Source organism: Streptomyces sp. NBC_00209 (assembly GCF_045206345.1).
Taxonomy (GTDB): domain Bacteria; phylum Actinomycetota; class Actinomycetes; order Streptomycetales; family Streptomycetaceae; genus Streptomyces.
The window spans coordinates 3,904,969-3,924,456 of sequence record NZ_CP108121.1; the positions used below are offsets into that span (position 1 = coordinate 3,904,969).

The window sequence follows — 19,488 nt, forward strand, 5'->3', positions numbered from 1 at the left end:
CGGTGCGTACGGTTGGCCATCTGATACGGGCTCTGCTGAGCCTGGTCGTCCTCGCGGCGCTGCTCGTCGGGCTGCCGGTGCTGCTCTGGTGGGCGACCGGCGTCGTCCTCGGCAACGGCATCGAGGACCTGACCCACCTGTTCTCCCGGCAGGACACCGGGGGAGCCTTCCTGCTCCTGCTCGCCGCCGCCGGCTGGGTGGGCTGGGCGGGCTTCGCCTTCTCCGTCCTGCTGGAGATCCCCGCCGGGCTGCGCGGCCGGACGGCCCGCCGGCTGAGCGGCCTCGGGGCGAGCCAGCGGGCCGCCGCGACGCTGATCGGCTCCATCCTGGTGCTCCTGCCGACGGCCGGGTCGGCCCTCGCCGCACCGGCCGCCGCGCCGGTCTCCGTCACCCAGTCGTACGCCCACACCGGCACCACGGACACCGCGCACGCCTCGGACGCCCGCACCACGCGGCAGGCCGCCGCGGCCGACTCGTACACCGTGCGGGACGTCCGTCCGGCCGAGAGCCTGTGGAGCATCGCGGAGGACCGGCTGGGCGACGGCAACCGCTGGCAGGAGATCGCCACGCTCAACGAGGGCCGGGTGATGACGGGCGGCACGGTCTTCCACGCCCAGGGCTTCCTCCAGCCCGGCTGGAAGCTGCGGATGCCGGCCGGTACGGGCGCCGCCCACGAGGCGGCGGCGTCCTCCGGGGAGACGGCGACCGTCCGCCCCGGCGACTCGCTGGGCGCCATCGCGGACCGCGAACTCGGCGACCCCGCGCGCTACGGGGAGATCTTCGACCTCAACCGGGGTACGGGGCTGCCGGGCGGCGGCACGTTCACGAACCCGGACCTGATCATCCCGGGCCAGGAACTGAAGCTGCCCGCGCCGGGGCCGCAGGACCCGGACCCGGCGAACCCGGGACCGGCGAACCCGGGACCGGCGAACCCCGGTCCGGCGAACCCCGGTCCGGCGGAGACCGGTAAGCCGGACCCGGCGGAGAGCGCCAAGCCGAACCCGGCCGAGTCGGCCAACCCGGCCGAGAGCGCCCGGCCCGCGCCCGCCAAGCCGGCGGAGACCGCGAAGCCGAAGCCCGCCGAGTCCGCGAAGCCCGCGCCCGCCAAGCCCGCCGAGTCCGCGAAGCCCGCGCCCGCCAAGCCCGCCGAGTCCGCCAAGCCCGCGCCCGCCAAGCCGGCCGAGTCGGCCAAGCCCAAGCCGGCCGAGTCGGCGCAGCCGAAACCGGCGGAAAGCGCCAAGCCCGCGCCCGCCGAGTCGGCGAAGCCGGCGCCCGCGCGGGAGAAGCCCGAGACGGCCGCCCCCGCCGGCACCGCCTCCGCCGAGGAGGACACCGGGTTCTCCGCACGTACCGGCGCCGGAATCGGCGCCCTGCTCGCCGCCGGGGTCCTCGGCGTCCTCGGCACGCGCCGCATCGTCCAGCAGCGTCGCCGGCGCCCCCGGCGCCGCATCGCGTTGCCCGAGGGCGATGCCGCCGTGCTGGAGAGGGAGATGCGGGCGGCCTCGGCGGACGTGCCCGAGGGCCTCGACCTGCTGGACCGCGCCCTGCGCACCCTCTCCGCCGAGCTGGCCCGCGAGGGTACCGCGCTGCCGCAGCTCGACGCCGTCGTCGTCACCCCGGACGGGGCCGCGCTCCACCTCTGCGAACCGGCCGTTTCCGTAACGCCGTTCGTGCCCGTGGTCAGCGGGGACGAGATCTGGTGGTGCCCGAAGGACTCGGCGGCGCTGCTGCCGGCCGAGGGAGCTTCGGCGACCGCGCTCCCGTATCCGGCGCTGATCAGCCTGGGCACCAGCTTCGAGGGGTTCCCGGTGCTGGTCGACCTGGAGCGGATCGGGATGCTCCGGCTCGACGGCGAGACGGACGACGTACGGTCCGTGCTGCTGGCGCTGGCCGTGGAGCTGGCGTCCGACTCGCTGCACGCCGAGCACACGATCCGCCTGGTCGGCTTCGGCGAGGAGCTGAGGACGGCGTTCCCGGGCCGCGTCGTGCACCACGCGACCCTGGCCTCCGCCGTCACCGGTCTCCGGAGCCACGACGAGGCGCAGCGGCGGGCCCTGGCGGAGAGCGGGGCGGAGAGCCTGCGCGAGGCGCGGCTGATGGGGGCCGGGGCGGACGCCTGGGCACCGCAGATCGTGCTGTGCGCCCTGCCGCTGACCGGCTCGGACCCGAGCGCGCTCGACCTGCTCGACCTGACGGCGGCGCAGCCCCGCACCTCGCTGGCCGCCGTGACGAGCGCCGACGCCGAACTGGGGCTGCCGGAGACGTGGAGCGTCGACGCGGCGCCCGGCGTCGTCGTGACGATTCCGGAGACGGACCTCGAAGTGATGCTGCAACGCCTCGAACCCGCCCAGTACGCGGCCCTGCTGGAGCTGATGGCGGTCTCCGGGCAGCCCATGGACGAGCCGACGCCCGACTGGGCCCGGCCGCAGGACCCACGACTCACGCTCGCCGTCATGGCCGCCCCGGAACCGGAGGCCGCCGGGAAGGACGGGAACCCGATGCACGCCGTCCCCGTGGAGGAAACGATCACCGCTGCGGCGCCGATGGCCGCCCACCCGTACATCCGGGTGCTCGGGCCGGTCGGGATGGAGTCGGCGGAGGGGCCCGTCGAGTCCAACCGCCGTGGCCGGCTGACCGAGATGGCCGCCTGGCTCGTCCTGCATCCGGGCCTGGAGCACCGCGCGCTGGACGAGGCGATCTGGCCGGGCCGGGAGGTCGGGCACTCGCTGCGCAACTCCAACATGAGCAAGCTGCGCGCCTGGATGGGCGGCCAGTCCTACCTGCCGTTCGTGACGGACGGCCGGTACGCCTTCGCCCCGTACGTGCGGTGCGACTGGCTGGACTTCCAGGAGCTGTACCAGGAGGGCATGCACGCCCGCGGCACCGCCGCCGACACCGCGCTGGCGCGGGCGCTGTCGTTGGTCCGGGGCACCCCGTTCGCGGGGACGAACCCGCGCAACTACCTGTGGGCGGACACCATGTTCCACGACATCGTGTCGTCGGTCGTGGACGTCGCCCACGAGCTGGCGGAACGGTGCCTGGCGGCCGGTGACCTCACCGGCGCGGTCGCGGCGGCCACGCGCGGCCTGGTCGCGTCCCCGGAGAGCGAACTGCTCACCCGGGACCTCTTCCGGGCGCACGCGGCACGCGGCGACCGGGCCGCCGTCATCGAGGCGGCGGACCGGCTCAACCGGCTCAACGAGGAGCTGGGCACCGACGCGGAGGACGAGACGATCGACCTGCTCCGGGACATCCTGAAGGCCCTCCCGGACACCCCGGCGCCCGCCACCACCTCGGCCGCCTAGAGAGGCTCGTACGCGAACCAGTCGAAGTGCACCGTGCCGCTCGCCGCGTACAGGCCGATCACCCGGCCCGTGAAGCCGCCGGTCACCTCCGTGGAGAGGTAGCGCCCGTCGAGGGAGCCGAGCACGGTGAACGTGCCGTCCGGCTCCTCGACGCCGAGAGACACCGTGTCGGGCCCGGTGCACGGGTCGTGCGGGGCCCGGGTGGGCACGATGTCGATTCCGAGCACCACCGGTCCGGCGGGCGCCGGGCGGGACGCGACCACCGTGCGGAGCGGGCCGATCCGGGCGATGAGCCGGATCTCGCCGCCGCCCGCCTCGACCGCGTAGTGATGTGCCTCGTCGAGCCGGACCGCGAGCCCGCCGTAGCCGTCCGCCGCGTCGGTCGACGCACGCGCCCGGCACGCCGGATGCTGCTGGCGGCGGCCGGTGAACACCGCGTCCGGGTCGTCCAGCGTGCCGTCCCGCCCACGCAGGGTCAGCCAGCCGGGGCGCTCCCTCGTCCCGGCCCGCCCGGCGGTCGAGCGGCGGGGCGAGATCCAGTACGGGCGCGGCTCGGCCTCGTCGAAGTCGTCCCGGGCCGGGGCGTCGGGGACGGGCGCCAACGGCCAGGCGGGCGACGGTAGTTCGAGGGACACCTCGCCGACGACGGGCCAGCCGTCCACCCAGGTCACCGGCGCGAGGAAGGTCTCCCGGCCGAGCACGTGCCAGCCGGGGGTGCCGCCGCCCGGCCGCACCCCGAGGAGCACCAGCCACCAGGAGCCGTCCGGCCCCTGCACCAGGTCGCCGTGGCCGGTGTTCTGGACGGGGTGCTCGCGGCCCCGGTGGGTGAGCACCGGGTTGTCCGGGCAGGGCTCGAACGGTCCGGCGGGCGAGGGGCCGCGCGCGACGGAGACGGCGTGCCCGCGCTCGGTGCCGCCCTCGGCGATGACCAGGTACCAGTGGTCGCCGATCCGGTAGAGGTGCGGGGCCTCCGGCGCCTTCGCCCCGGGTGCCCCGGACCAGATGCGGCGCGGTTCGCCGGAGGTCTCGCCGGTGTGCGGGTCGATGAGGACCTGGGAGACCCCGGCCACGGTGCACCAGCAGCTGCCGTCCTCGTCCCAGGCCAGGTCCGGGTCGATGCCGGGGACGCCGGGGAGCGGGACCGGGTCGGACCAGGGGCCGGCCGGGTCGGTGGTGGTGAACAGCAGGTTGCCCACCTCGACATTGGTGACGACGAGCCAGAACCGGCCGTCGTGGTGCCGGAGCGTCGGCGCGTAGATGCCGCCGGAGGCGCGCGTCTCAGGGGTCAGGTGCAGCTGCTCGGGGCGGTCGAGGACGTTGCCGATCTGCGTCCAGTGGACCAGGTCGCGGCTGTGGAAGAGCGGGATGCCCGGGAAGTACTCGAAGCTGGAGCACGCCAGGTAGTAGTCGTCGCCCACGCGGCAGACGCTGGGGTCGGGGTGGAACCCGGGGATCACCGGGTTGCTGACGGTGGTGCCCGTCTGGTCTCGGACTGGCATGGGATCCGTTCCTGTCTGTCGAAGCGCTTCGACACCGAGGCGACCTTAATAACCGGGTGCGCGCGCGACAAGGGGTGCCGTGGCCCTACGCGGCTCCGCCGTTGCTCTTGAGCAGCTGGCCGTTGACCCACTGGCCCTGCGGCGAGCACAGGAAGTCCACCAGGTGGGCGGTGTCCTGCGGGGTGCCGAGCCGGCCCAGCGGGGTGCCGAGGCGCAGCTCCTCCGCCAGCTCCTCGCTCATCCAGCCGGTGTCCACGGGGCCCGGGTTGATGACGTTGGCGGTGACCCCGAGGTGCGCCAGTTCGTGCGCGGCGGCCAGGGTGATGCGGTCCAGGGCGCCCTTGCTGGCGCCGTACGGCAGGTTGCCGACGGTGTGGTCGCTGGTGAGCGCGACGATCCGGCCGGTCCCGGTGGGGGCGCGGAAGCGCAGCGCGTACTCCCGGATGAGGAGCCAGGTGGCGCGGGCGTTCACCGCGAAGTGGCGGTCGAAACTTGCGAGGGTGGTGTCGAGGAGCCCGGAGTCCACGGATTCGGCGTGGCTCAGCACCAGCGCGGTGACCGGCCCGATCCGCCGCTCCGCCTCGTCGAAGATCCGGGTGGGGGCGTCCGCGTCGATCAGGTCCGCCTCGATCGCGGCGGTACGGGCGCCGCACGCGGCTAGCGACGCCTCGATGGCCGGGGTCGCCCCGCGCTCCTCGCCCCAGGTCATGCGCCGGTCGTAGGGCGTCCAGTAGGTGAACGCGATGTCCCAGCCGGACGAGGCCAGTTGGCGCGCGATCCCGGCACCGATGCCGACGGTGCGGCCGACCCCGGTGATCAGGGCGAGGGGGCGGGGCGGGACGGCGGGCGGCGGCGTTTCGATGGTGGTCACGGGGCCGATCCTGCTCGACGACCCGGGCCCCGGGCAATGGGATTCGGGGACTGACGGAAGACGCGCGGAGGCCCGTCCGGACGGTGTGCCGGACGGGCTCCGAGGCGGCGGACGGGCGGGGTCTCAGCCCGTCCGGCGGCGCCTCAGCGCGTACCAGGTGAGGGCGCAGACGAGGAGCACCGCGCCCCCGGCGCTCCCGGCGCCGGCCGGTGTGGCGAGCAGGTCCAGGGGCGAGTCGTCCTCCTCCTTCGAAGCGCTTGCCTCGGTGGCGACGGCGCCCGGCTTCGCGCGCTTCGCTCCTTCGGACGCCGTGGGCTCCTGGCCGGCTTCACCGCCGAAGCGGAAGACCGGGCCGTGATCGGCGCGCGGAGTGCCGGAGATGTCCACGTCCAGCGAGAGGGGGACCACGATGCCCTTGGCCCGGTCGCCCGGCTCGGCGACCTGCGCCTGGACGTAGTACGTGCCCGGCACGTCGTACCCGTCGGGGTCGCCGCCCGTCGTCCCGCTCGGCTCGGTGATCTCCCAGGGGCCGCAGACCCGCTCGATGTGTCCGGTCCGGCCCGCGAAGAGCTCCGTCAGCCTCTGGTCCTCGTTGCACAGCGTGGACGTGCGCCGCGCGTTGTAGACGGTGAGGGCCAGTCCGGCGGTGGTGGCCTGCGGGAAGTCGCCGGGGATGTCCACACCGGCCTTGACCGTCAGCCTCTGCCCCGGCTTCAGCTCGACCCGCCAGAAGGGGGCCTCGCCGACGGTGATGGACTGGCGGTGGGTGCCCGGCCCGATCGGGGTGGCGCCGTTGAAGGAGAAGCCCCCCTCCGCGTCGGCTCCGGTGCGGGGCTCCGGAGGCCGGACCCCGGTAGCCCGGGGCGCCCGGTCGGCGATGCCGATGAGCAGTTCGACGGGCATGGCCGCGTCCCCGGACCGCGTTACCTTGTTCTCCACCCTGACGCAGCCCAGGTCGTCCTTCGCGGGCTTGTCGGCCTTGCCTCCGGCCCCGCTGCGGCCGCCGGTGGAGATGACGTTGGCCCACCCCATGGACTGGTCGAACTCCCTGAGCCAGGACCGGGGTTCGTTCTCGTCGGCGGGGCCGGCCGCGACGGTGATGATGGACCCGCGGTCGTAGCCCTTCTCGGCGACGGCGGTGGCGCTCACCTGGAGCAGTTGGTCCTGCCGCTTCTTGACCCGGTAGTAGAGGTCGCGTCCGCCGGTGAACTCGTCCAGGTACTGGCCGGGCGTGACCAGCGGCGCGTTCCGGCAGCCGTCGAGCGAGCCTTCGACCGGCTTTCCGGTGGCCTGGTAGGTCTGCCACCCCCGGCGGAACAGTGTGTCCAGGTCGGAGATCAGCGCATCGGCGTCGTCGGAGTCCGTGTAGGCGCCGCCCGTCACGTCGGCGATGCACTTCAACTGGGCCCGTGCCGAGGCGGGCGCCCGGAACCCGATCACGTCCACGGCCAGGTCGATGCCCTGCTTCTTGAGCTCGCGGGCCACGTCGCACGGCGGCGGCGGGGCACAGGTGTCCTCGCCGTCCGAGACCAGGACGACGCGGCGCTTGCCGCTCGGGCCGAGGTCGTCGGCCGCCGCGCGAAGCGAGACGCCGATGGGGGTGAACCCGACGGCCTCGAAGCCGGCGACCCGGCTCTTGGCGTCGGCCCGCGCCGCCCGGTCCATCGCCGCCACCGGCAGCACCGCCTGCGTATCGGCGCAGCCCTTCTTCCTGTCCTCTCCGGGGTACGTGGCGCCGTACACGCGCAGTCCCAGCTCGGCCTGTTCGGGCGCCTTGTCGATGATCCGGGTGACCGCCTGCTTGGCGGCGGAGAGCCGGGTCCGGCCGCCGCCCGCGTCGGCCTGCTTCATCGACCCGGACAGATCGAGCACCAAGTCGATCCTGGCGGACTCCGGAGTCTCCGGAGTCTCCGGGGCCGCCGGGGGAGCCGCGCCCGCGGGGGCCGCCAACGCCAGGAGGGAGCCGGCCAGCAGGACCGGAAGGGCGGCGAGCGCGAGGCGTCGGGGTGGTGTCGGATGCACGAGGATGCTCCAGAGGTTCGGTCCGCCGGGCGGGGACACGGTGGTGGACAACTCGTCTACACCGACGATGCGCAAAAGCAAACGGTTCCGCTGTCACCAAGAAGCTTCCCCCACTGGGGACTTTGAAGCTGTGGTGGGTCCAAGGTTTCAGATGCAATGCGCCTGGTGTGACCCGTCGGCGGTTCGTGCTCAGTGGCGGCGGTGCAGGACGGCGGCGCGCACCTTCAGCAGGTTCGGCACCAGCGCGTAGACGACCGCCGGTACGACGATCCCGGTGATCACCAGCGTGCGCAGAAGCATCGGGAGCCCCTTGACGTAGGGGCCGACCAGGAGCTGTACGGCGGTCAGGGCGGCGAACACCGCGATCCAGGTGAGCAGTGCGCGCATGTGCGCGGAGGGTGGGGTGACCGGCTGCGAGGTGGTGGCGGGGCGGGTGGCGGTCGTCATGAGGAGTCCCTTCCGGGGGTGGTGTGGATGTGTGCGAGGGCGGCGCCGTCCTCGGTGACGCCCTCCACTCTTCCAACCAACTGGTTGGGTGTCAACCATCCAGTTGGTTGGCTTTCGTGGGAACCCGTTCTACGCTGGTGGCATGACCTCGGACACCACCTCCACCAAGGAACGGCTCCTCGCTGCGGCGAAGGAGGAATTCGCAGCTCACGGCATTGCCGGGGCGCGCGTCGACCGCATCGCGGAGCTGGCCGGCGTGAACAAGGAACGGATCTACGGCTACTTCGGCAACAAGCAGAAGCTGTTCGACGCCGTCGTGGGACGTGCGCTGGACGAGCTGGCCGCGGCCGTCCCGCTGAAGGGCGGCGACGACCCCGCCGAGTACGTGGGCCGGGTGTACGACTTCCACCGGGACAACCCGGTCCTCGTCCGGCTCTTCTTCTGGGAGGGCCTGCACTACCGCGACGGCGTCCTGCCCAACGAGGAGGGCCGCCGGGGTCATTACGAGGAGAAGATCGCCGCCCTCGCGGAGAGCTTCGGGACCGAGGCGTCGCCGCAGGTCGCGGCCTGTCTGCTGAGCCTGATCGGGCTCGCGGCCTGGCCCAACGCGGTGCCGCAGCTGGCCCGCCTGATCATCGGCCCCGACGCGGGGGAGTCCGGCGGCCTCGACCTGCGCGCCCATGTGGTGGCCTTCGCCCGCCAGGCGCTCGCCGGTGTCCCGGCACGATGACGGCCCCCGCCGTGGGGCGGGGGCCGTCATCGGAAAGCGGATTACGCGCAGTTCTTGGCGAACTCCACGAGACCGGTGAACCCGGTGGAGGAGAGGGCGAGGTGCGGGCTGCCGGGGACCTTGCTGTCGCGGACGAGGAATTCACCCGTGGCGAGCGCGTGCTCGGGCGCCCACTCGACGCACTCTCCCTGAGCGCCGCTGTAGGTGCTCTTGACCCAACGCACGTCACGAGGGGCCGAGGTGCTGCTCATTCGCGTGTTCCTCCATGATCGAGTGGATAAGACGCAGCGACCGGGCCTCTGACTCGGCCAAAGCACGTAGCCGCTCGTACGTGGCTGTCCACTCCTGCACGGCCGCCATGGAGTCGTTCACGTGCCCCTGCTCTGCCGCCTCCGAGTACAGGGCCGTCGTCCCGTCAGCTTGCGTAAGCAGGATAAACGGTAGTTGGGCCGCAGGAGCACCTGCTGCGAACGTCAGTACTTGCAGGGAGACATGGGGGCTGGCCGCCATCGCGAGGAGATGTTCAAGCTGGCCCACCATGACGGCGGAACTGCCGACGACCGTACGGAGAACGGACTCGTGCAGGATCACCCACAGGAAGGGCGGAGTCTCACGCTCCAGTATTTCCTGGCGGCGCAGCCGGGTCTCGACCCGCTGCTTGATCTGAGCGTCCGACTCGCGCGGGAACCCTGCCCGGTAGACGGCCTCGGCGTACTCCGGGGTCTGCAGCATCCCCATGACGAACGCGTTGGAATAGTTCTCGATCTTCGCCGCAGTCCGCTCCAACTCGATGTACGGGATGAACCACTCGGGGTGCCCCCGCTTGCTCAACTTCGCGCGGAGCCGCACGTACGTGCCCGGCGTGCCCGCCACGCGGTCCATCGCCTGGGCGAACGCCTCGGAGGCCAGCGCGGCTCCGTTCTCGACCTTGCTGACCTGGGCCTGCTGGTAGTGGAGCCGGTCCGCGAACCCCGTCTGGGAGAGGTCCAGCGCTTCCCGTAACGCCCGGACCTCCTCGCCGAAGTACGCCGCGCCGTTCGAGGGCTCCCGGTCCTGGTCCACGTGTTCGCTCATCTGTTCAACTCCCCTCTATACCGCCCGCGTTGGAATGCCCGAAGACCTACCGAGCGTACGGCTTCGCACGTCATGGTGTGAGTAATTGGTCGCAAAGAGCACCCGGCGCACACGGAGCGCAGCGGGCGCACGAGGGCGTACGGAGAGACGGCATGGCGACGAAAGACGGCAAGCAGACGGCGGACGAGAAGGTCGCGGAGGCCGAGCGGGCGCGGGACGAGCTGAGGGAGGCGCTGGGCGCGGCGGGGGTGACCCTGCCGTCGCTGGGGATCGACCCCGTCTCGTACGCGCTCGCCCTGATCGACCTGGGCCGCTGCAACGCGGGCACGGCCCGCGCGCTGGCTATGGCACTTCGCTCGGGCACGGGTGAACCGCGGTGACGCGGCGGGTGTTCCGCTACGTTCCGTTCACCATCGAGCAGGACGGGACGGCCGAACCGGAGTACGAGGCGCGGTGCGTGTCCGGGGACGAGACCGAGTGCGGGGCCCGGTCGGGTACATGGACCGGGCCGGAGCCGGTCGAGGAGTGGCAGCGCCGCCACACGCAGGAGACCGGACACCGCCGGTACCGGCGGAACTTCGGCGACTACGCGGTCCTGCGGCCGGCCGAACTCGCGGGGTCGAACGGCGGCGCGGGGTGATGTTCACTCCCGCCGTCGAGCGTTCGTGGCGCGACGCGTGGCCGCTGCCCGCGCAGGCCGGTGACGGGAACGCGTGGGTGACGGGGACGTGCTGGCTGTACTGCCGTCGCGAGGCGGTCGCGGTGCTGTGGCTCGGCGCCGTGGTCACACCGGCCGCGACGGGCGACGTCTACGCCTGCGGCCCGTGCGTCACGGAACTGGCCCGCATGGTCCGCGTACAGGCGCACCTCCGGGACGGCATCGCACCCCCGGCCGCCGCACAGCGGCCCCGCCCCCGGGCGTGCGAGCACCGCCGGGTCGTCCTGCGCGGGGGCAAGACCCATTGCGGCGAGTGCAGCCGCCAGCTGTATCTGTGAGGCCCGCGCTACCGCCCCGCCAGCGCCGTGACCAGGGCCGCCGCCTCCCCGATCAGGCCCTTCTCGGCCGGGCTCATCGTCGGGTTGAGGGTGCGCCGGGCGGCCGCGTCGGCGAGGCGGGGGGCGGGGATGCCGTCGTCGGCGGCCAGGCGCGGCACCAGGGCGGTGACCAGTTCCCGGGCGCCGTCCGCCGCCGGGTGGCTCCGGTCCACCGCCACCTGCGCCAGGATCAGCGCCGACATGGCCCGGTCCAGGGCGGGCAGGCCCTCCTCGGTGTTGCTCCAGTCGATGACCACGGGCCCGTCCGCCGTCATCATCACGTTGTCCGGGTGCAGGTCCAAGTGGAGCACCCGGTCCTCGGGGTCGGGCGAGAGCCGGGCCGGGACGGTGTGCAGCTCGGCCAGGAGCCCGGTCAGCAGGTCCGCGCCCTCCTCGGCACCGACCGCCCCGGACATCAGGAACTCCCCCAGCGTCGGACCGTGCAGGCGCTGGAGGACCAGATCGCCGGGACCGGCCGACGGGGGCCGCGGGCCCAGCCGGGGCACCGGGTAGCCGGAGGCGGACAGGTAGGACATGACGGGCAGTTCCCGGGAGGCGTCCATCCCGTCGCGGTAACGCCGCAGCACCCACGCCTCGTCCAGCTCGTACACGTCCGCGTTGCGTCCACTGCCCAGCAGTCGGCCTATTCGCATGAGGGGAACGTACTCGGGCCCCGTATGCACAGGGTGTTCGGGGCCCGGGCACGGCACCCCATAACGCGGTGCGATAGGGCGGACGGGATCTCCTGAAGCCGGCGTGTACGCGGCTACCTTGGCGGCGAATCCCCCGGCAGTGCTTCCGCCGAAGCATTCCCCCCGCAGCAATTCCCCTGAATCCAAGGAGAGTTCCGTGGAGAGATCCATGCTCCGCAGAAACGCCCTGGCCGCGTGTACCGCCACCGTGGCCGTCGGCGCGCTCGCACTCGCCGGTCTTACCGGCACCGCGTCCGCCGACCCCGCCTCCACCGCCCCCACCCCCGCCGCGGGCTCCGCCCAGCTCTCGCCCGGCCTGCTCAAGGCCATGCAGCGGGACCTCGGACTCACCGCCACCGAGGCCCGCGGCCGCATCGCGGGTGAGTCCCGGGCCGCCGCCCTCACCGCCGGGCTGCGGTACTCGCTCGGCGACCGGTTCGCCGGTGCCCGGGTCAGCGGTGCCGACGCGGACCTGACCGTCGCCACCACCGACGCCTCGGACGCCGCCCGCATCACGAAGGCGGGCGCCCGCGCCGAGATCGTGGACCACAGCCTCGCCGAACTCGACGCCGCCAAGGCCGCCCTGGACGCGGTCGCGCTGCGCACCGCGCCGAAGGACATACCCGCCTGGTACGTGGACGTACGCCGCAACCGCGTCGTCGTCCAGGCCGGGAGGGCGTCCGCCGCCGACGCGTTCCTCGCGCGGGCCGGCGTCTCCCGCGACCTGGTGACGGTCGCCCGGTCCGCCGGGCAGCCCCGCACCTTCACGGACCTGCGCGGCGGCGACGCGTACTACATGAACGGCTCGGGCCGCTGCTCCATCGGCTTCCCCGTCAAGCGCGGCACCCAGGGCGGCTTCGTCAGCGCCGGGCACTGCGGAACGCCGGGCGTCTCCACCAGCGGCTACAACCAGCAGGCCCAGGGCTCCTTCCAGGGCTCCACCTTCCCCGGCCGCGACTACTCCTGGGTCGCCACCAACACCAACTGGACCCCGCGCCCGCTGGTCAACGGCTACGGCAACGGCGACGTGACGGTCACCGGCTCCACCGAGGCCATCGAGGGCTCGTCGGTCTGCCGCTCCGGCTCCACCACCGGCTGGCACTGCGGCACGGTCCAGCAGCGCAACAGCAGCGTCACCTACCAGGAGGGCACCGTCTCCGGGGTGACCCGGACCAACGTCTGCGCCGAACCCGGCGACTCCGGCGGCTCGTTCATCTCCGGCAGCCAGGCCCAGGGCGTCACCTCCGGCGGCACCGGCAACTGCTCGCAGGGCGGGGTGACCTACTTCCAGCCGCTGAACCCGGCACTCCAGGCATACGGGCTGACCCTGGTCACCAACGGCTCCACCACCCCGCCGGACCCGACCGACCCGCCGACCGACCCGGGCGGCAGCTGGGCAGCCGGCACCACCTACGCGGCGGGTGACGTCGTGACGTACGGCTCGGCGAGCTACCGCTGCCTCCAGGGCCACCAGGCCCAGCCCGGCTGGACCCCGCCGAATGTCCCGGCCCTCTGGCAGGCCCTGTAGCACCGGAACACCCCACCCCCTCAGGCGATCGAGGAACGGGCCCGGGGCGACCGACACCGCCCCGGCCCCCGCACCGCGCACGTGCCCTTTCCCCCACCACCCCGAGGAGTCCGTCAGCCATGCCCCCCGCATCCCCCGAGAGCAACGAGCCCGCCGCCCGAGCCGCAGGCGGTCCGGCGATCAGCCGCAAGTCCCTTCTCAGGGCGGCCCTCGTGGCCACCGCCGTACCGCTGTTCGCGGGCGGCGGGGTGGCGTTGGCGCGCGACACCGGGAACACCGGCCGGCCGCTCGCCCCGACCCCGGACTGCGACGACGGCGACGAGCCGACGCACGACCAGATCGAGGGCCCGTACTTCAAGCCCGACTCCCCGCTCCGCACCAGCCTGGTGACCTCTTCGACGCCCGGCGTCCCGCTCACGGTCAGCGGTTACGTCTTCGGGCGCGAGTGCCGCCCGATCCCCGGCGTGCTGCTCGACTTCTGGCAGGCCGACACCAACGGCGCGTACGACATGAGCGGTTACGGCTTCCGAGGCCACCAGTTCACCGACCGGAACGGGGCCTTCACGCTCACCACGATCGTGCCCGGCCTCTACCCCGGCCGCACCCGGCACATCCATGTGAAGGCCCAGGCCCCCGGCTCGGGCATCCTCACCACCCAGCTGTACTTCCCGGGCGAGCCGCGCAACAGCACCGACATGCTGTACGACGCGGCGCTGCTGATGAACGTCCGGGCGGTCGGCTCCGGCAAGGAAGGCACCTTCGACTTCGTCCTCGACGTCGCCCAGGACCCCACGGACCCGACCGATCCGCCCACCGACCCGACCGACCCGCCGACCGAACCGGGCGGCACCTGGGCGGCCGGGACGGCCTACACCGCGGGAGACCGCGTCACATACGGCGGGGCCGCCTACCGCTGTCTGCAGGCTCACACCGCCCTGACCGGCTGGGAGCCGCCGAATGTCCCCGCGTTGTGGGAACGCGGGTAGACATGCGGACCGGTTGAGCGGCCGTAACCGCCGCGCCCACGCGCCCCGGGCTCTCTCCCCGGGGCGCGTACGGCGCACGGCCCGGGCCGGAGGGGGTTCGGTCCCGGGCCGTTTCACCTGTTCATTTCGCGTCCGAATAGCGCTCCACCACCGCCGTGGTGAACGGAAAGCGCACCGGCGTCTCCCCGAAGGCCGTCCGGCCGGCCACCCCGGCGGCCTCCCGGAGCGCCGCCACGACCGCCTCCGTCTCCGCGAGCGGGCAGTGCACGATCACCTCGTCGTGCTGGAAGAAGACCAGCTCCGCCCGGAGCCCGGCGGCGGCGACCGCCCGGCGCAGGGCCGCCAGAAGCAGCAACGCCCACTCCGCCGCACTGCCCTGGACCACGAAGTTCCGTGTGAACCGGCCGCGCGCCCGCGCGTCCGACGAGGCGTAACCGGGCGTGAACTCGGAGCGCGCCTCGTCCTCCTCCTGCGGGATGCCCGCCTCCCCGTCCTCCCCGTGCCCGGCCGCCGGTGGACTGGTCCGGCCGAGCCAGGTGCGTACGAGACGGCCCTCCTCGCCCGCCTTCGCGGCGTCGTCCACATAGGCGACCGCGCGCGGGAACCTGCGGCGCAGGGCCGCCAGATTCTTCAGGCCGTCCCCGGACGTCTGCCCGTAGACGGCACCGAGCAGCGCGATCTTGGCGTGGTCGCGGTCGCCGTGGAAGGCGCGGTCGGACAGCGCGGTGTAGAGGTCGCCCTCATGGCCCGCGACCTCCATCAGGCCCGGGTCGCGCGAGATCGCGGCCAGCACCCTCGGCTCCATCTGGGCGGCGTCCGCGACGACGAGGCGCCACCCCTCGTCCGCGACGACGGCCCGCCGGATCACCTTGGGGATCTGGAGCGCCCCGCCGCCGTTGGTCGTCCAGCGCCCGGAGACCGTGCCGCCCGGCTGGTACCCGGGGCGGAAGCGGCCGTCGCGCACCCAGTCCTGGAGCCAGCCCCAGCCGTGCGCGGTCCAGATCCGGTACAGCTTCTTGTACTGGATGAGCGGCTTGACCGCCGGATGGTCCAGGGACTCCAGCTCCCAGCGGCGCGTCGAGCGGACCTTGATCCCGGCCTGTGCGAACGCCCGCACCACATCGGCAGGCAGATCCGGGCGCACCCGGCGGCCGAAGGCGACGGACACCTCGTCGGCCAGCTCGGCGAGGCGGCGGGGCTCGCCCCCGCCCGCGTACCGCTCGCCGAGCAGTTCGTGCAGCACCTCGCGGTGCACGTCCGCCCGCCAGGGCAGGCCCGCCCGGTTCATCTCGCCGGCGACCAGCATCCCCGCCGACTCGGCGGCCGTCAGCAGCCGCATCCGGTCCGGCCGGTCCGTCGCGTCGTGGCGCGCGAGCTGTTCCGCGTACACCTCGGTCAGCGCGTCGAACGGCAGCTCCGGGCCCGAGGGCGGGTCGAACAGGGAGGACTGGGAGCCGGGCTCCGCCGACCGGGGCGGCGGATCGGGCGGCACCGGGCCGCCGCGCAGCCGGGCGAGCGCGGCGGCGGCCGAGCGGGGCTCGCCGAGCCGGCCCTCGTAACCGAGGAGCAGGGACTCGGTGGCCTCCACGTCATAGGCCCGCTCGACCCGCACCCCGGCGGCCAGCAGCCGGGGGTAGACCTCGGCCGTCGAGCGCCACACCCAGCGGGTGACGTCCGGCCGGGAGCGGACCGCCTCCGCGAGGTCCGGTTCGGTCAGGACCGGGCCCGCCGGCCGGCCGGCGCGGTCCAGCGGGGCGAGGCGCGCGCCCCCGCCCTCCGCGACGGCCAGCGCCCAGCGTTCGGTCATACGGCTGAGTCTGGCACCCGGCACTGACAACGCCCGGGAGCCGGAGTTTCGTGTGCGCGTTCGATATCCACAGCCTGTGGACAACGGCTGTGGGCGGAGCCTGCTTACGCTGACCTCATGGAATCGGTGATCGACCAGGCGTTCGCGGCCGCCCTCTACACGGAGGGCGACGCCGGTCTCGACGCCGGCGCCTCGCTGCTCGCCGCCGCCCCGCAGGCCGACGCGGAGCTGGTACGCCGGGGCGAGGAGTTCGTCCGCCGGGCCTGGCAGCGCGGCTGGCTCCCCGCCGACGTCGTCCGCCTCGTCCGCCGCGACCTGGACGAGCACGCGGCGGGCCTGGCCGCCGGGCTCATCGCCTCCGAGGTCCGCCGCTACGACGAGCTGCCGCCGCGCTGGCGGTCCCAGCTGGACGAGCTGCCCGCCGCGCCGCCCGCGGGCCGGCCCGACCGCTTCTCGTACGCCTCCGCGCTCCTCGCCCTCTTCCGGCTGCTGCTCGCCCTCCCGGCCATCGAGCCCGTCGGGCCCCCGCCGGGCGCGGCGCGCGAGGCCCTGACCCGGCCGCCCGTCGCCGGGGAGCCCCGCATGCTCACCCGTATCCGCGCCCTGCTCGCGAAGGCCGAGGCGACCGGCTACCCGGAGGAGGCGGAGGCGCTGACCACCAAGGCCCAGGAGCTGATGGCCCGGCACAGCATCGACGAGGCCCTGCTCGCCGCCCGTACGCACGGCGACCGCACCCCCGGCGCCTGCCGGATCGGCGTGGACGCCCCCTACGAGACGGCCAAGGCGATCCTGCTCGACGCGGTGGCCTCGGCGAACCGCTGCCAGGCCGTGTGGAACAGCGACCTGGGCTTCGCCACGGTCATCGGCTTCGCGGCGGACCTGGAGGCCGTCGAACTGCTCCACACCTCGCTGCTCGTCCAGGGCACGGCGGCGATGACCCGCGCGGAGGCGGGCCAGCGCGCCGGCGGACGCAAACGGACCAAGACGTTCCGGCAGTCCTTCCTGATGGCCTACGCCCAGCGCCTGGGCAGCCGCCTCGCCGACGGCACCGCCCGCGTCACGGCCGAGGCGGAGAGCGACGCGGATGGCGGCGCGCGTGGAGGCGCCGCGCTGCTCCCGGTGCTCGCCGCCCGCGACCTGGCGGTCACCGAGACCGCCGAGCAGATGTTCCCCCGCACCACGAGCACCCGGGTCAGGGGCGCGACGGACCTGGACGGCTGGACGCACGGCACGGAGGCGGCGGACCGGGCTCGGATGGGCGGGCGGGCGCCGGGCATCGGGCGCTGAACGCCCGGCAAGGCCCCCACCCCCACAACTCGGGCAAAACGGCGATTCCGGTTAGGCTCGGCACATGAGCTGGCTCCGGGCGCTGAAGGAGACCGCCCGCACCGGCCTGAAGATCGAGCGGCGGCGCCTCGAACCGCTGGTCGCGGTGCGCGGCGCGGCCGGGCTCGCCCTGGTCATCGGGGTCGGTCTCGCGCTGTTCGGGCCCGCGGTCGCCGCCAGTTCCGCGTTCGGCGCCTTCCAGGCCGCCATCGCGACCTTCCAGCGCAGCTGGCGCCCCCGCCCCGTCCTCGCCCTGGTCTCCGGATTCAGCCTCGGCCTGTCCACCTTCGTGGGCTATGTGACCGGCACCCATCTTCTGCTCTTCGTGGCCCTCCTCGTCATCTGGACCTTCCTCGCCGGGCTCGCCTGGGCGGCGGGCCCGACCGGCGGGATCATCGCCGCGTCCAACGTCGCGATCATGCTCGTCACCATCACCCTGCCGACCTCCGTCGCCCAGGCGGCCCTGCACGGCGCGATGATCATGTTCGGCGGGGTGGTCCAGGCGGCGCTGATCGTGCTCTTCCCGATCCGCAGATGGGGCGCCCAGCGCGACGCGCTCGCCGACGCCCTGGCCGCCGAGGCCGACTACGCCCGGCGGCTGCGCCACGACCCGGTCGCCCACTTCGACCCGGAGCCGCTGATGCTCGCGCGCCGGGCCGCCGCCGTCACCGCCCGCGAGGCCCGCCGCCGCCCGGCCGAACTGCACGGCTCACGCGGGGTCGCCGAACGCATCAGGCCGGTCCTGGCCTCGCTCGCCGACCCGGCCATGGGCGTGCCCGCCGAGGGCCCCGACCGCGACCGTGTCCGCGAGCTGCTGGCCGCCGCCGGATCGCTGCTCGACGCGGCCGCCCGGGCGATCCGCAAGGGCGACCCGGTCAGGCTGCCCGCCCCGGCCGTCGCCGCGCTGAGGACCCCCGACACCGGGGCCCTGCTCACCGGTCCGCCACTGCGCGCCGCGGACCGGCTCGCCGCCCTGCTCTCCGACGTCATCGAGGCCGCCGAGGGCGACGGCACCAAGGAGGAGCGGGCCGGGGCCGAGGAGGCCGCCGACGCCATCAAGGAGAGCCGGCTGCCCGCCGAGCACCACCCGCGCCCCGGACTGCTGCGCCTCGCACCGGTCGTCGCCGGGGCGATGCGCCGCGAGGCGCACCACGGCTCCCCGATCCTGCGGCACGCGATCCGGCTCGCCGCCGTCGCCGCGGTCGGCTACCTCCTGGGCCGCCTGCTGCCGTTCGGGCACGGCTACTGGGCGCCCCTGGCGGCGGTGATGGTGATGCGGCCGGAGTTCTCGCAGACCTACTCCCGCGCGGTCGCCCGGTTCGGCGGCACCCTCGTCGGCGTCTTCCTCGCCTCCGCGATCGTGGAGGCCGCGCACCCGGGCACCGGACCGCTCGCCGCCCTCGCGGTGGTCTGCGCCCTGCTGATGTACCTGCTGATGCGGACCGGCTACGCGGTCGCCCAGGCGTGCGTCGGCGCGTATGTCGTCTTCCTGCTCGGCATGGCCGGCGACGACCTGTCCCAGACGGTGTTCGAGCGGGTGCTCCTCACCCTGGCGGGTGGGCTCCTGGCGATGATCTCGTACGCCGTCTACCCGGCCTGGGAGACCCCGCGCCTGCGGACCCGGCTCGGCGACTGGCTGAAGGCGGACGGCCGGTACGCGGCGGCGGTCGTGGACCAGTACGCGGACCCGGCCGAACGCGGCCGGGGCGATGTGCGGAACGCCTTGCTCGCCACCCGCGAGGCCCGGGTCGCCTGGCAGGAGGCGGTGGCGACGGCCCGGCACGAACCGGTGCGCCACCGGGGCCTCTCGCACGCCGCCGCCGACGCCACCCAGCACTCCCTGGCCCAGCTCGGCCGGGTCGCGATGCTCCTGGAGGCCCACATCCCGCGCCGCGGGGCCACACCCGTGCCGGGGGCCGCCGCGCTCGCCGACGCGCTGCGCCGGGCAACGGACCGGGGTGCCAAGGCGGTGCGGGAGCGGCGGGTGCCGGACTGGACGCCGGTGCGGGAGGCGCTGGAGCGCTGGGACGCGGAGAGCCGGGCGCGCGAGGAGGAGGCGGAGGGCGGTGCGCCGCCCTCCGCCGGGGCCGGACTCGTACGCAACAACGTGGCCCTGCTCCTCGACGAGCTGGAGGACTTCTCGCGGGGCCTGGCCTCGTAGCCCCG

At 74.1% G+C, this 19,488-nt stretch carries 17 protein-coding genes; 9 read left to right on the top strand and 8 right to left on the bottom strand.

All coding sequences use genetic code 11. The annotated features are described in order from the left end of the window. Positions 1–2: 2 nt before the first annotated feature. Entirely contained in the window at positions 3–3,305 is a 3,303-nt protein-coding gene (locus OG867_RS17700; RefSeq protein ID WP_406286520.1) for a BTAD domain-containing putative transcriptional regulator, read from the top strand. On the opposite strand, the gene OG867_RS17705 is transcribed toward OG867_RS17700, so the two are convergent. The 4 genes from OG867_RS17705 to OG867_RS17720 all read right to left on the bottom strand — a co-directional run bounded on the left by OG867_RS17705 (position 3,302) and on the right by OG867_RS17720 (position 8,144). Further along, complete coding sequence (locus OG867_RS17705; protein ID WP_406286522.1) at positions 3,302–4,804, bottom strand: glycoside hydrolase family 43 protein; 1,503 nt, start codon at positions 4,802–4,804, stop codon at positions 3,302–3,304. The genes OG867_RS17700 and OG867_RS17705 overlap by 4 nt on opposite strands. An 85-nt stretch (positions 4,805–4,889) precedes the next feature. After that, the gene (locus tag OG867_RS17710) at positions 4,890–5,675 is read right to left on the bottom strand and encodes an SDR family oxidoreductase (RefSeq protein WP_328900886.1); all 786 of its coding nucleotides are present in this window, start codon (positions 5,673–5,675) and stop codon (positions 4,890–4,892) included. Between the two features lie 123 nt (positions 5,676–5,798). Then, the gene (locus tag OG867_RS17715; RefSeq protein WP_406286526.1) at positions 5,799–7,697 is read right to left on the bottom strand and encodes a hypothetical protein; all 1,899 of its coding nucleotides are present in this window, start codon (positions 7,695–7,697) and stop codon (positions 5,799–5,801) included. A gap of 189 nt (positions 7,698–7,886) precedes the next feature. Then, positions 7,887–8,144, bottom strand: coding sequence for a hypothetical protein (locus OG867_RS17720; protein ID WP_406286528.1), 258 nt, complete (start codon positions 8,142–8,144; stop codon positions 7,887–7,889). 142 nt (positions 8,145–8,286) lie between these two features. Here OG867_RS17720 and OG867_RS17725 point away from each other — a divergent pair, with 142 nt between their 5' ends. Further along, positions 8,287–8,874, top strand: a complete 588-nt coding sequence (locus tag OG867_RS17725) for a TetR family transcriptional regulator (protein WP_406286531.1) — start codon at positions 8,287–8,289, stop codon at positions 8,872–8,874. 41 nt (positions 8,875–8,915) lie between these two features. Here the strand turns inward: OG867_RS17725 and OG867_RS17730 are convergent, their stop codons facing one another. Together OG867_RS17730 and OG867_RS17735 are read right to left on the bottom strand one after the other, a co-directional pair. After that, positions 8,916–9,125, bottom strand: a complete 210-nt coding sequence (locus OG867_RS17730; protein WP_406286532.1) for a DUF397 domain-containing protein — start codon at positions 9,123–9,125, stop codon at positions 8,916–8,918. Next, positions 9,100–9,948 carry a Scr1 family TA system antitoxin-like transcriptional regulator gene (locus OG867_RS17735; RefSeq protein WP_406286534.1) on the bottom strand — a complete coding sequence of 283 codons (849 nt, stop codon included), beginning with the start codon at positions 9,946–9,948 and terminating at the stop codon, positions 9,100–9,102. Before OG867_RS17735 ends, OG867_RS17730 begins: the two co-directional genes overlap by 26 nt. Before the next feature lie 152 nt (positions 9,949–10,100). Between OG867_RS17735 and OG867_RS17740 the strand changes: the two genes are divergently transcribed. Genes OG867_RS17740 through OG867_RS17750 form a run of 3 tightly spaced genes read left to right on the top strand, consistent with a single transcriptional unit; the run spans position 10,101 to position 10,944 of the window. Continuing rightward, positions 10,101–10,328, top strand: a complete 228-nt coding sequence (locus tag OG867_RS17740; RefSeq protein ID WP_406286536.1) for a hypothetical protein — start codon at positions 10,101–10,103, stop codon at positions 10,326–10,328. After that, positions 10,325–10,588 (top strand): hypothetical protein, encoded by a 264-nt coding sequence (locus OG867_RS17745; protein ID WP_406286538.1) that lies wholly within the window; start codon positions 10,325–10,327, stop codon positions 10,586–10,588. The genes OG867_RS17740 and OG867_RS17745 overlap by 4 nt, the downstream gene beginning before the upstream one ends. Further along, a complete protein-coding gene (locus tag OG867_RS17750; protein ID WP_406286540.1) occupies positions 10,588–10,944 on the top strand; it encodes a hypothetical protein in 357 nt (118 codons plus the stop codon). The genes OG867_RS17745 and OG867_RS17750 overlap by 1 nt, the downstream gene beginning before the upstream one ends. A gap of 8 nt (positions 10,945–10,952) precedes the next feature. On the opposite strand, the gene OG867_RS17755 is transcribed toward OG867_RS17750, so the two are convergent. After that, positions 10,953–11,636, bottom strand: a complete 684-nt coding sequence (locus OG867_RS17755; protein ID WP_406286542.1) for a phosphotransferase — start codon at positions 11,634–11,636, stop codon at positions 10,953–10,955. A gap of 208 nt (positions 11,637–11,844) precedes the next feature. Here OG867_RS17755 and OG867_RS17760 point away from each other — a divergent pair, with 208 nt between their 5' ends. Together OG867_RS17760 and OG867_RS17765 are read left to right on the top strand one after the other, a co-directional pair. After that, positions 11,845–13,203, top strand: coding sequence for an alpha-lytic protease prodomain-containing protein (locus tag OG867_RS17760; protein WP_406286544.1), 1,359 nt, complete (start codon positions 11,845–11,847; stop codon positions 13,201–13,203). A 119-nt stretch (positions 13,204–13,322) separates the two neighbouring features. Continuing rightward, a complete protein-coding gene (locus tag OG867_RS17765; protein ID WP_406286546.1) occupies positions 13,323–14,189 on the top strand; it encodes a carbohydrate-binding protein in 867 nt (288 codons plus the stop codon). A 121-nt stretch (positions 14,190–14,310) separates the two neighbouring features. Here the strand turns inward: OG867_RS17765 and OG867_RS17770 are convergent, their stop codons facing one another. Continuing rightward, a complete protein-coding gene (locus OG867_RS17770; protein ID WP_328900876.1) occupies positions 14,311–15,996 on the bottom strand; it encodes a bifunctional 3'-5' exonuclease/DNA polymerase in 1,686 nt (561 codons plus the stop codon). A 117-nt stretch (positions 15,997–16,113) separates the two neighbouring features. On the opposite strand from OG867_RS17770, the gene OG867_RS17775 reads away from it, so the two are divergent. Both OG867_RS17775 and OG867_RS17780 read left to right on the top strand, forming a co-directional pair. Beyond that, positions 16,114–17,283 (top strand): DUF2786 domain-containing protein, encoded by a 1,170-nt coding sequence (locus OG867_RS17775; RefSeq protein WP_406286550.1) that lies wholly within the window; start codon positions 16,114–16,116, stop codon positions 17,281–17,283. A gap of 64 nt (positions 17,284–17,347) precedes the next feature. After that, positions 17,348–19,483 (top strand): FUSC family protein, encoded by a 2,136-nt coding sequence (locus OG867_RS17780; protein ID WP_406286552.1) that lies wholly within the window; start codon positions 17,348–17,350, stop codon positions 19,481–19,483. Positions 19,484–19,488 lie beyond the last annotated feature (5 nt).

Coding starts and splice junctions, on each gene's coding strand:
- OG867_RS17705 (WP_406286522.1), bottom strand. CDS start 4,804: ATGCCAGTCCGAGACCAGACGGGCACCACCGTCAGCAACCCGGTGATC.
- OG867_RS17720 (WP_406286528.1), bottom strand. CDS start 8,144: ATGACGACCGCCACCCGCCCCGCCACCACCTCGCAGCCGGTCACCCCA.
- OG867_RS17725 (WP_406286531.1), top strand. CDS start 8,287: ATGACCTCGGACACCACCTCCACCAAGGAACGGCTCCTCGCTGCGGCG.
- OG867_RS17730 (WP_406286532.1), bottom strand. CDS start 9,125: ATGAGCAGCACCTCGGCCCCTCGTGACGTGCGTTGGGTCAAGAGCACC.
- OG867_RS17735 (WP_406286534.1), bottom strand. CDS start 9,948: ATGAGCGAACACGTGGACCAGGACCGGGAGCCCTCGAACGGCGCGGCG.
- OG867_RS17740 (WP_406286536.1), top strand. CDS start 10,101: ATGGCGACGAAAGACGGCAAGCAGACGGCGGACGAGAAGGTCGCGGAG.
- OG867_RS17750 (WP_406286540.1), top strand. CDS start 10,588: ATGTTCACTCCCGCCGTCGAGCGTTCGTGGCGCGACGCGTGGCCGCTG.
- OG867_RS17755 (WP_406286542.1), bottom strand. CDS start 11,636: ATGCGAATAGGCCGACTGCTGGGCAGTGGACGCAACGCGGACGTGTAC.
- OG867_RS17760 (WP_406286544.1), top strand. CDS start 11,845: ATGCTCCGCAGAAACGCCCTGGCCGCGTGTACCGCCACCGTGGCCGTC.
- OG867_RS17765 (WP_406286546.1), top strand. CDS start 13,323: ATGCCCCCCGCATCCCCCGAGAGCAACGAGCCCGCCGCCCGAGCCGCA.
- OG867_RS17770 (WP_328900876.1), bottom strand. CDS start 15,996: ATGACCGAACGCTGGGCGCTGGCCGTCGCGGAGGGCGGGGGCGCGCGC.
- OG867_RS17775 (WP_406286550.1), top strand. CDS start 16,114: ATGGAATCGGTGATCGACCAGGCGTTCGCGGCCGCCCTCTACACGGAG.
- OG867_RS17780 (WP_406286552.1), top strand. CDS start 17,348: ATGAGCTGGCTCCGGGCGCTGAAGGAGACCGCCCGCACCGGCCTGAAG.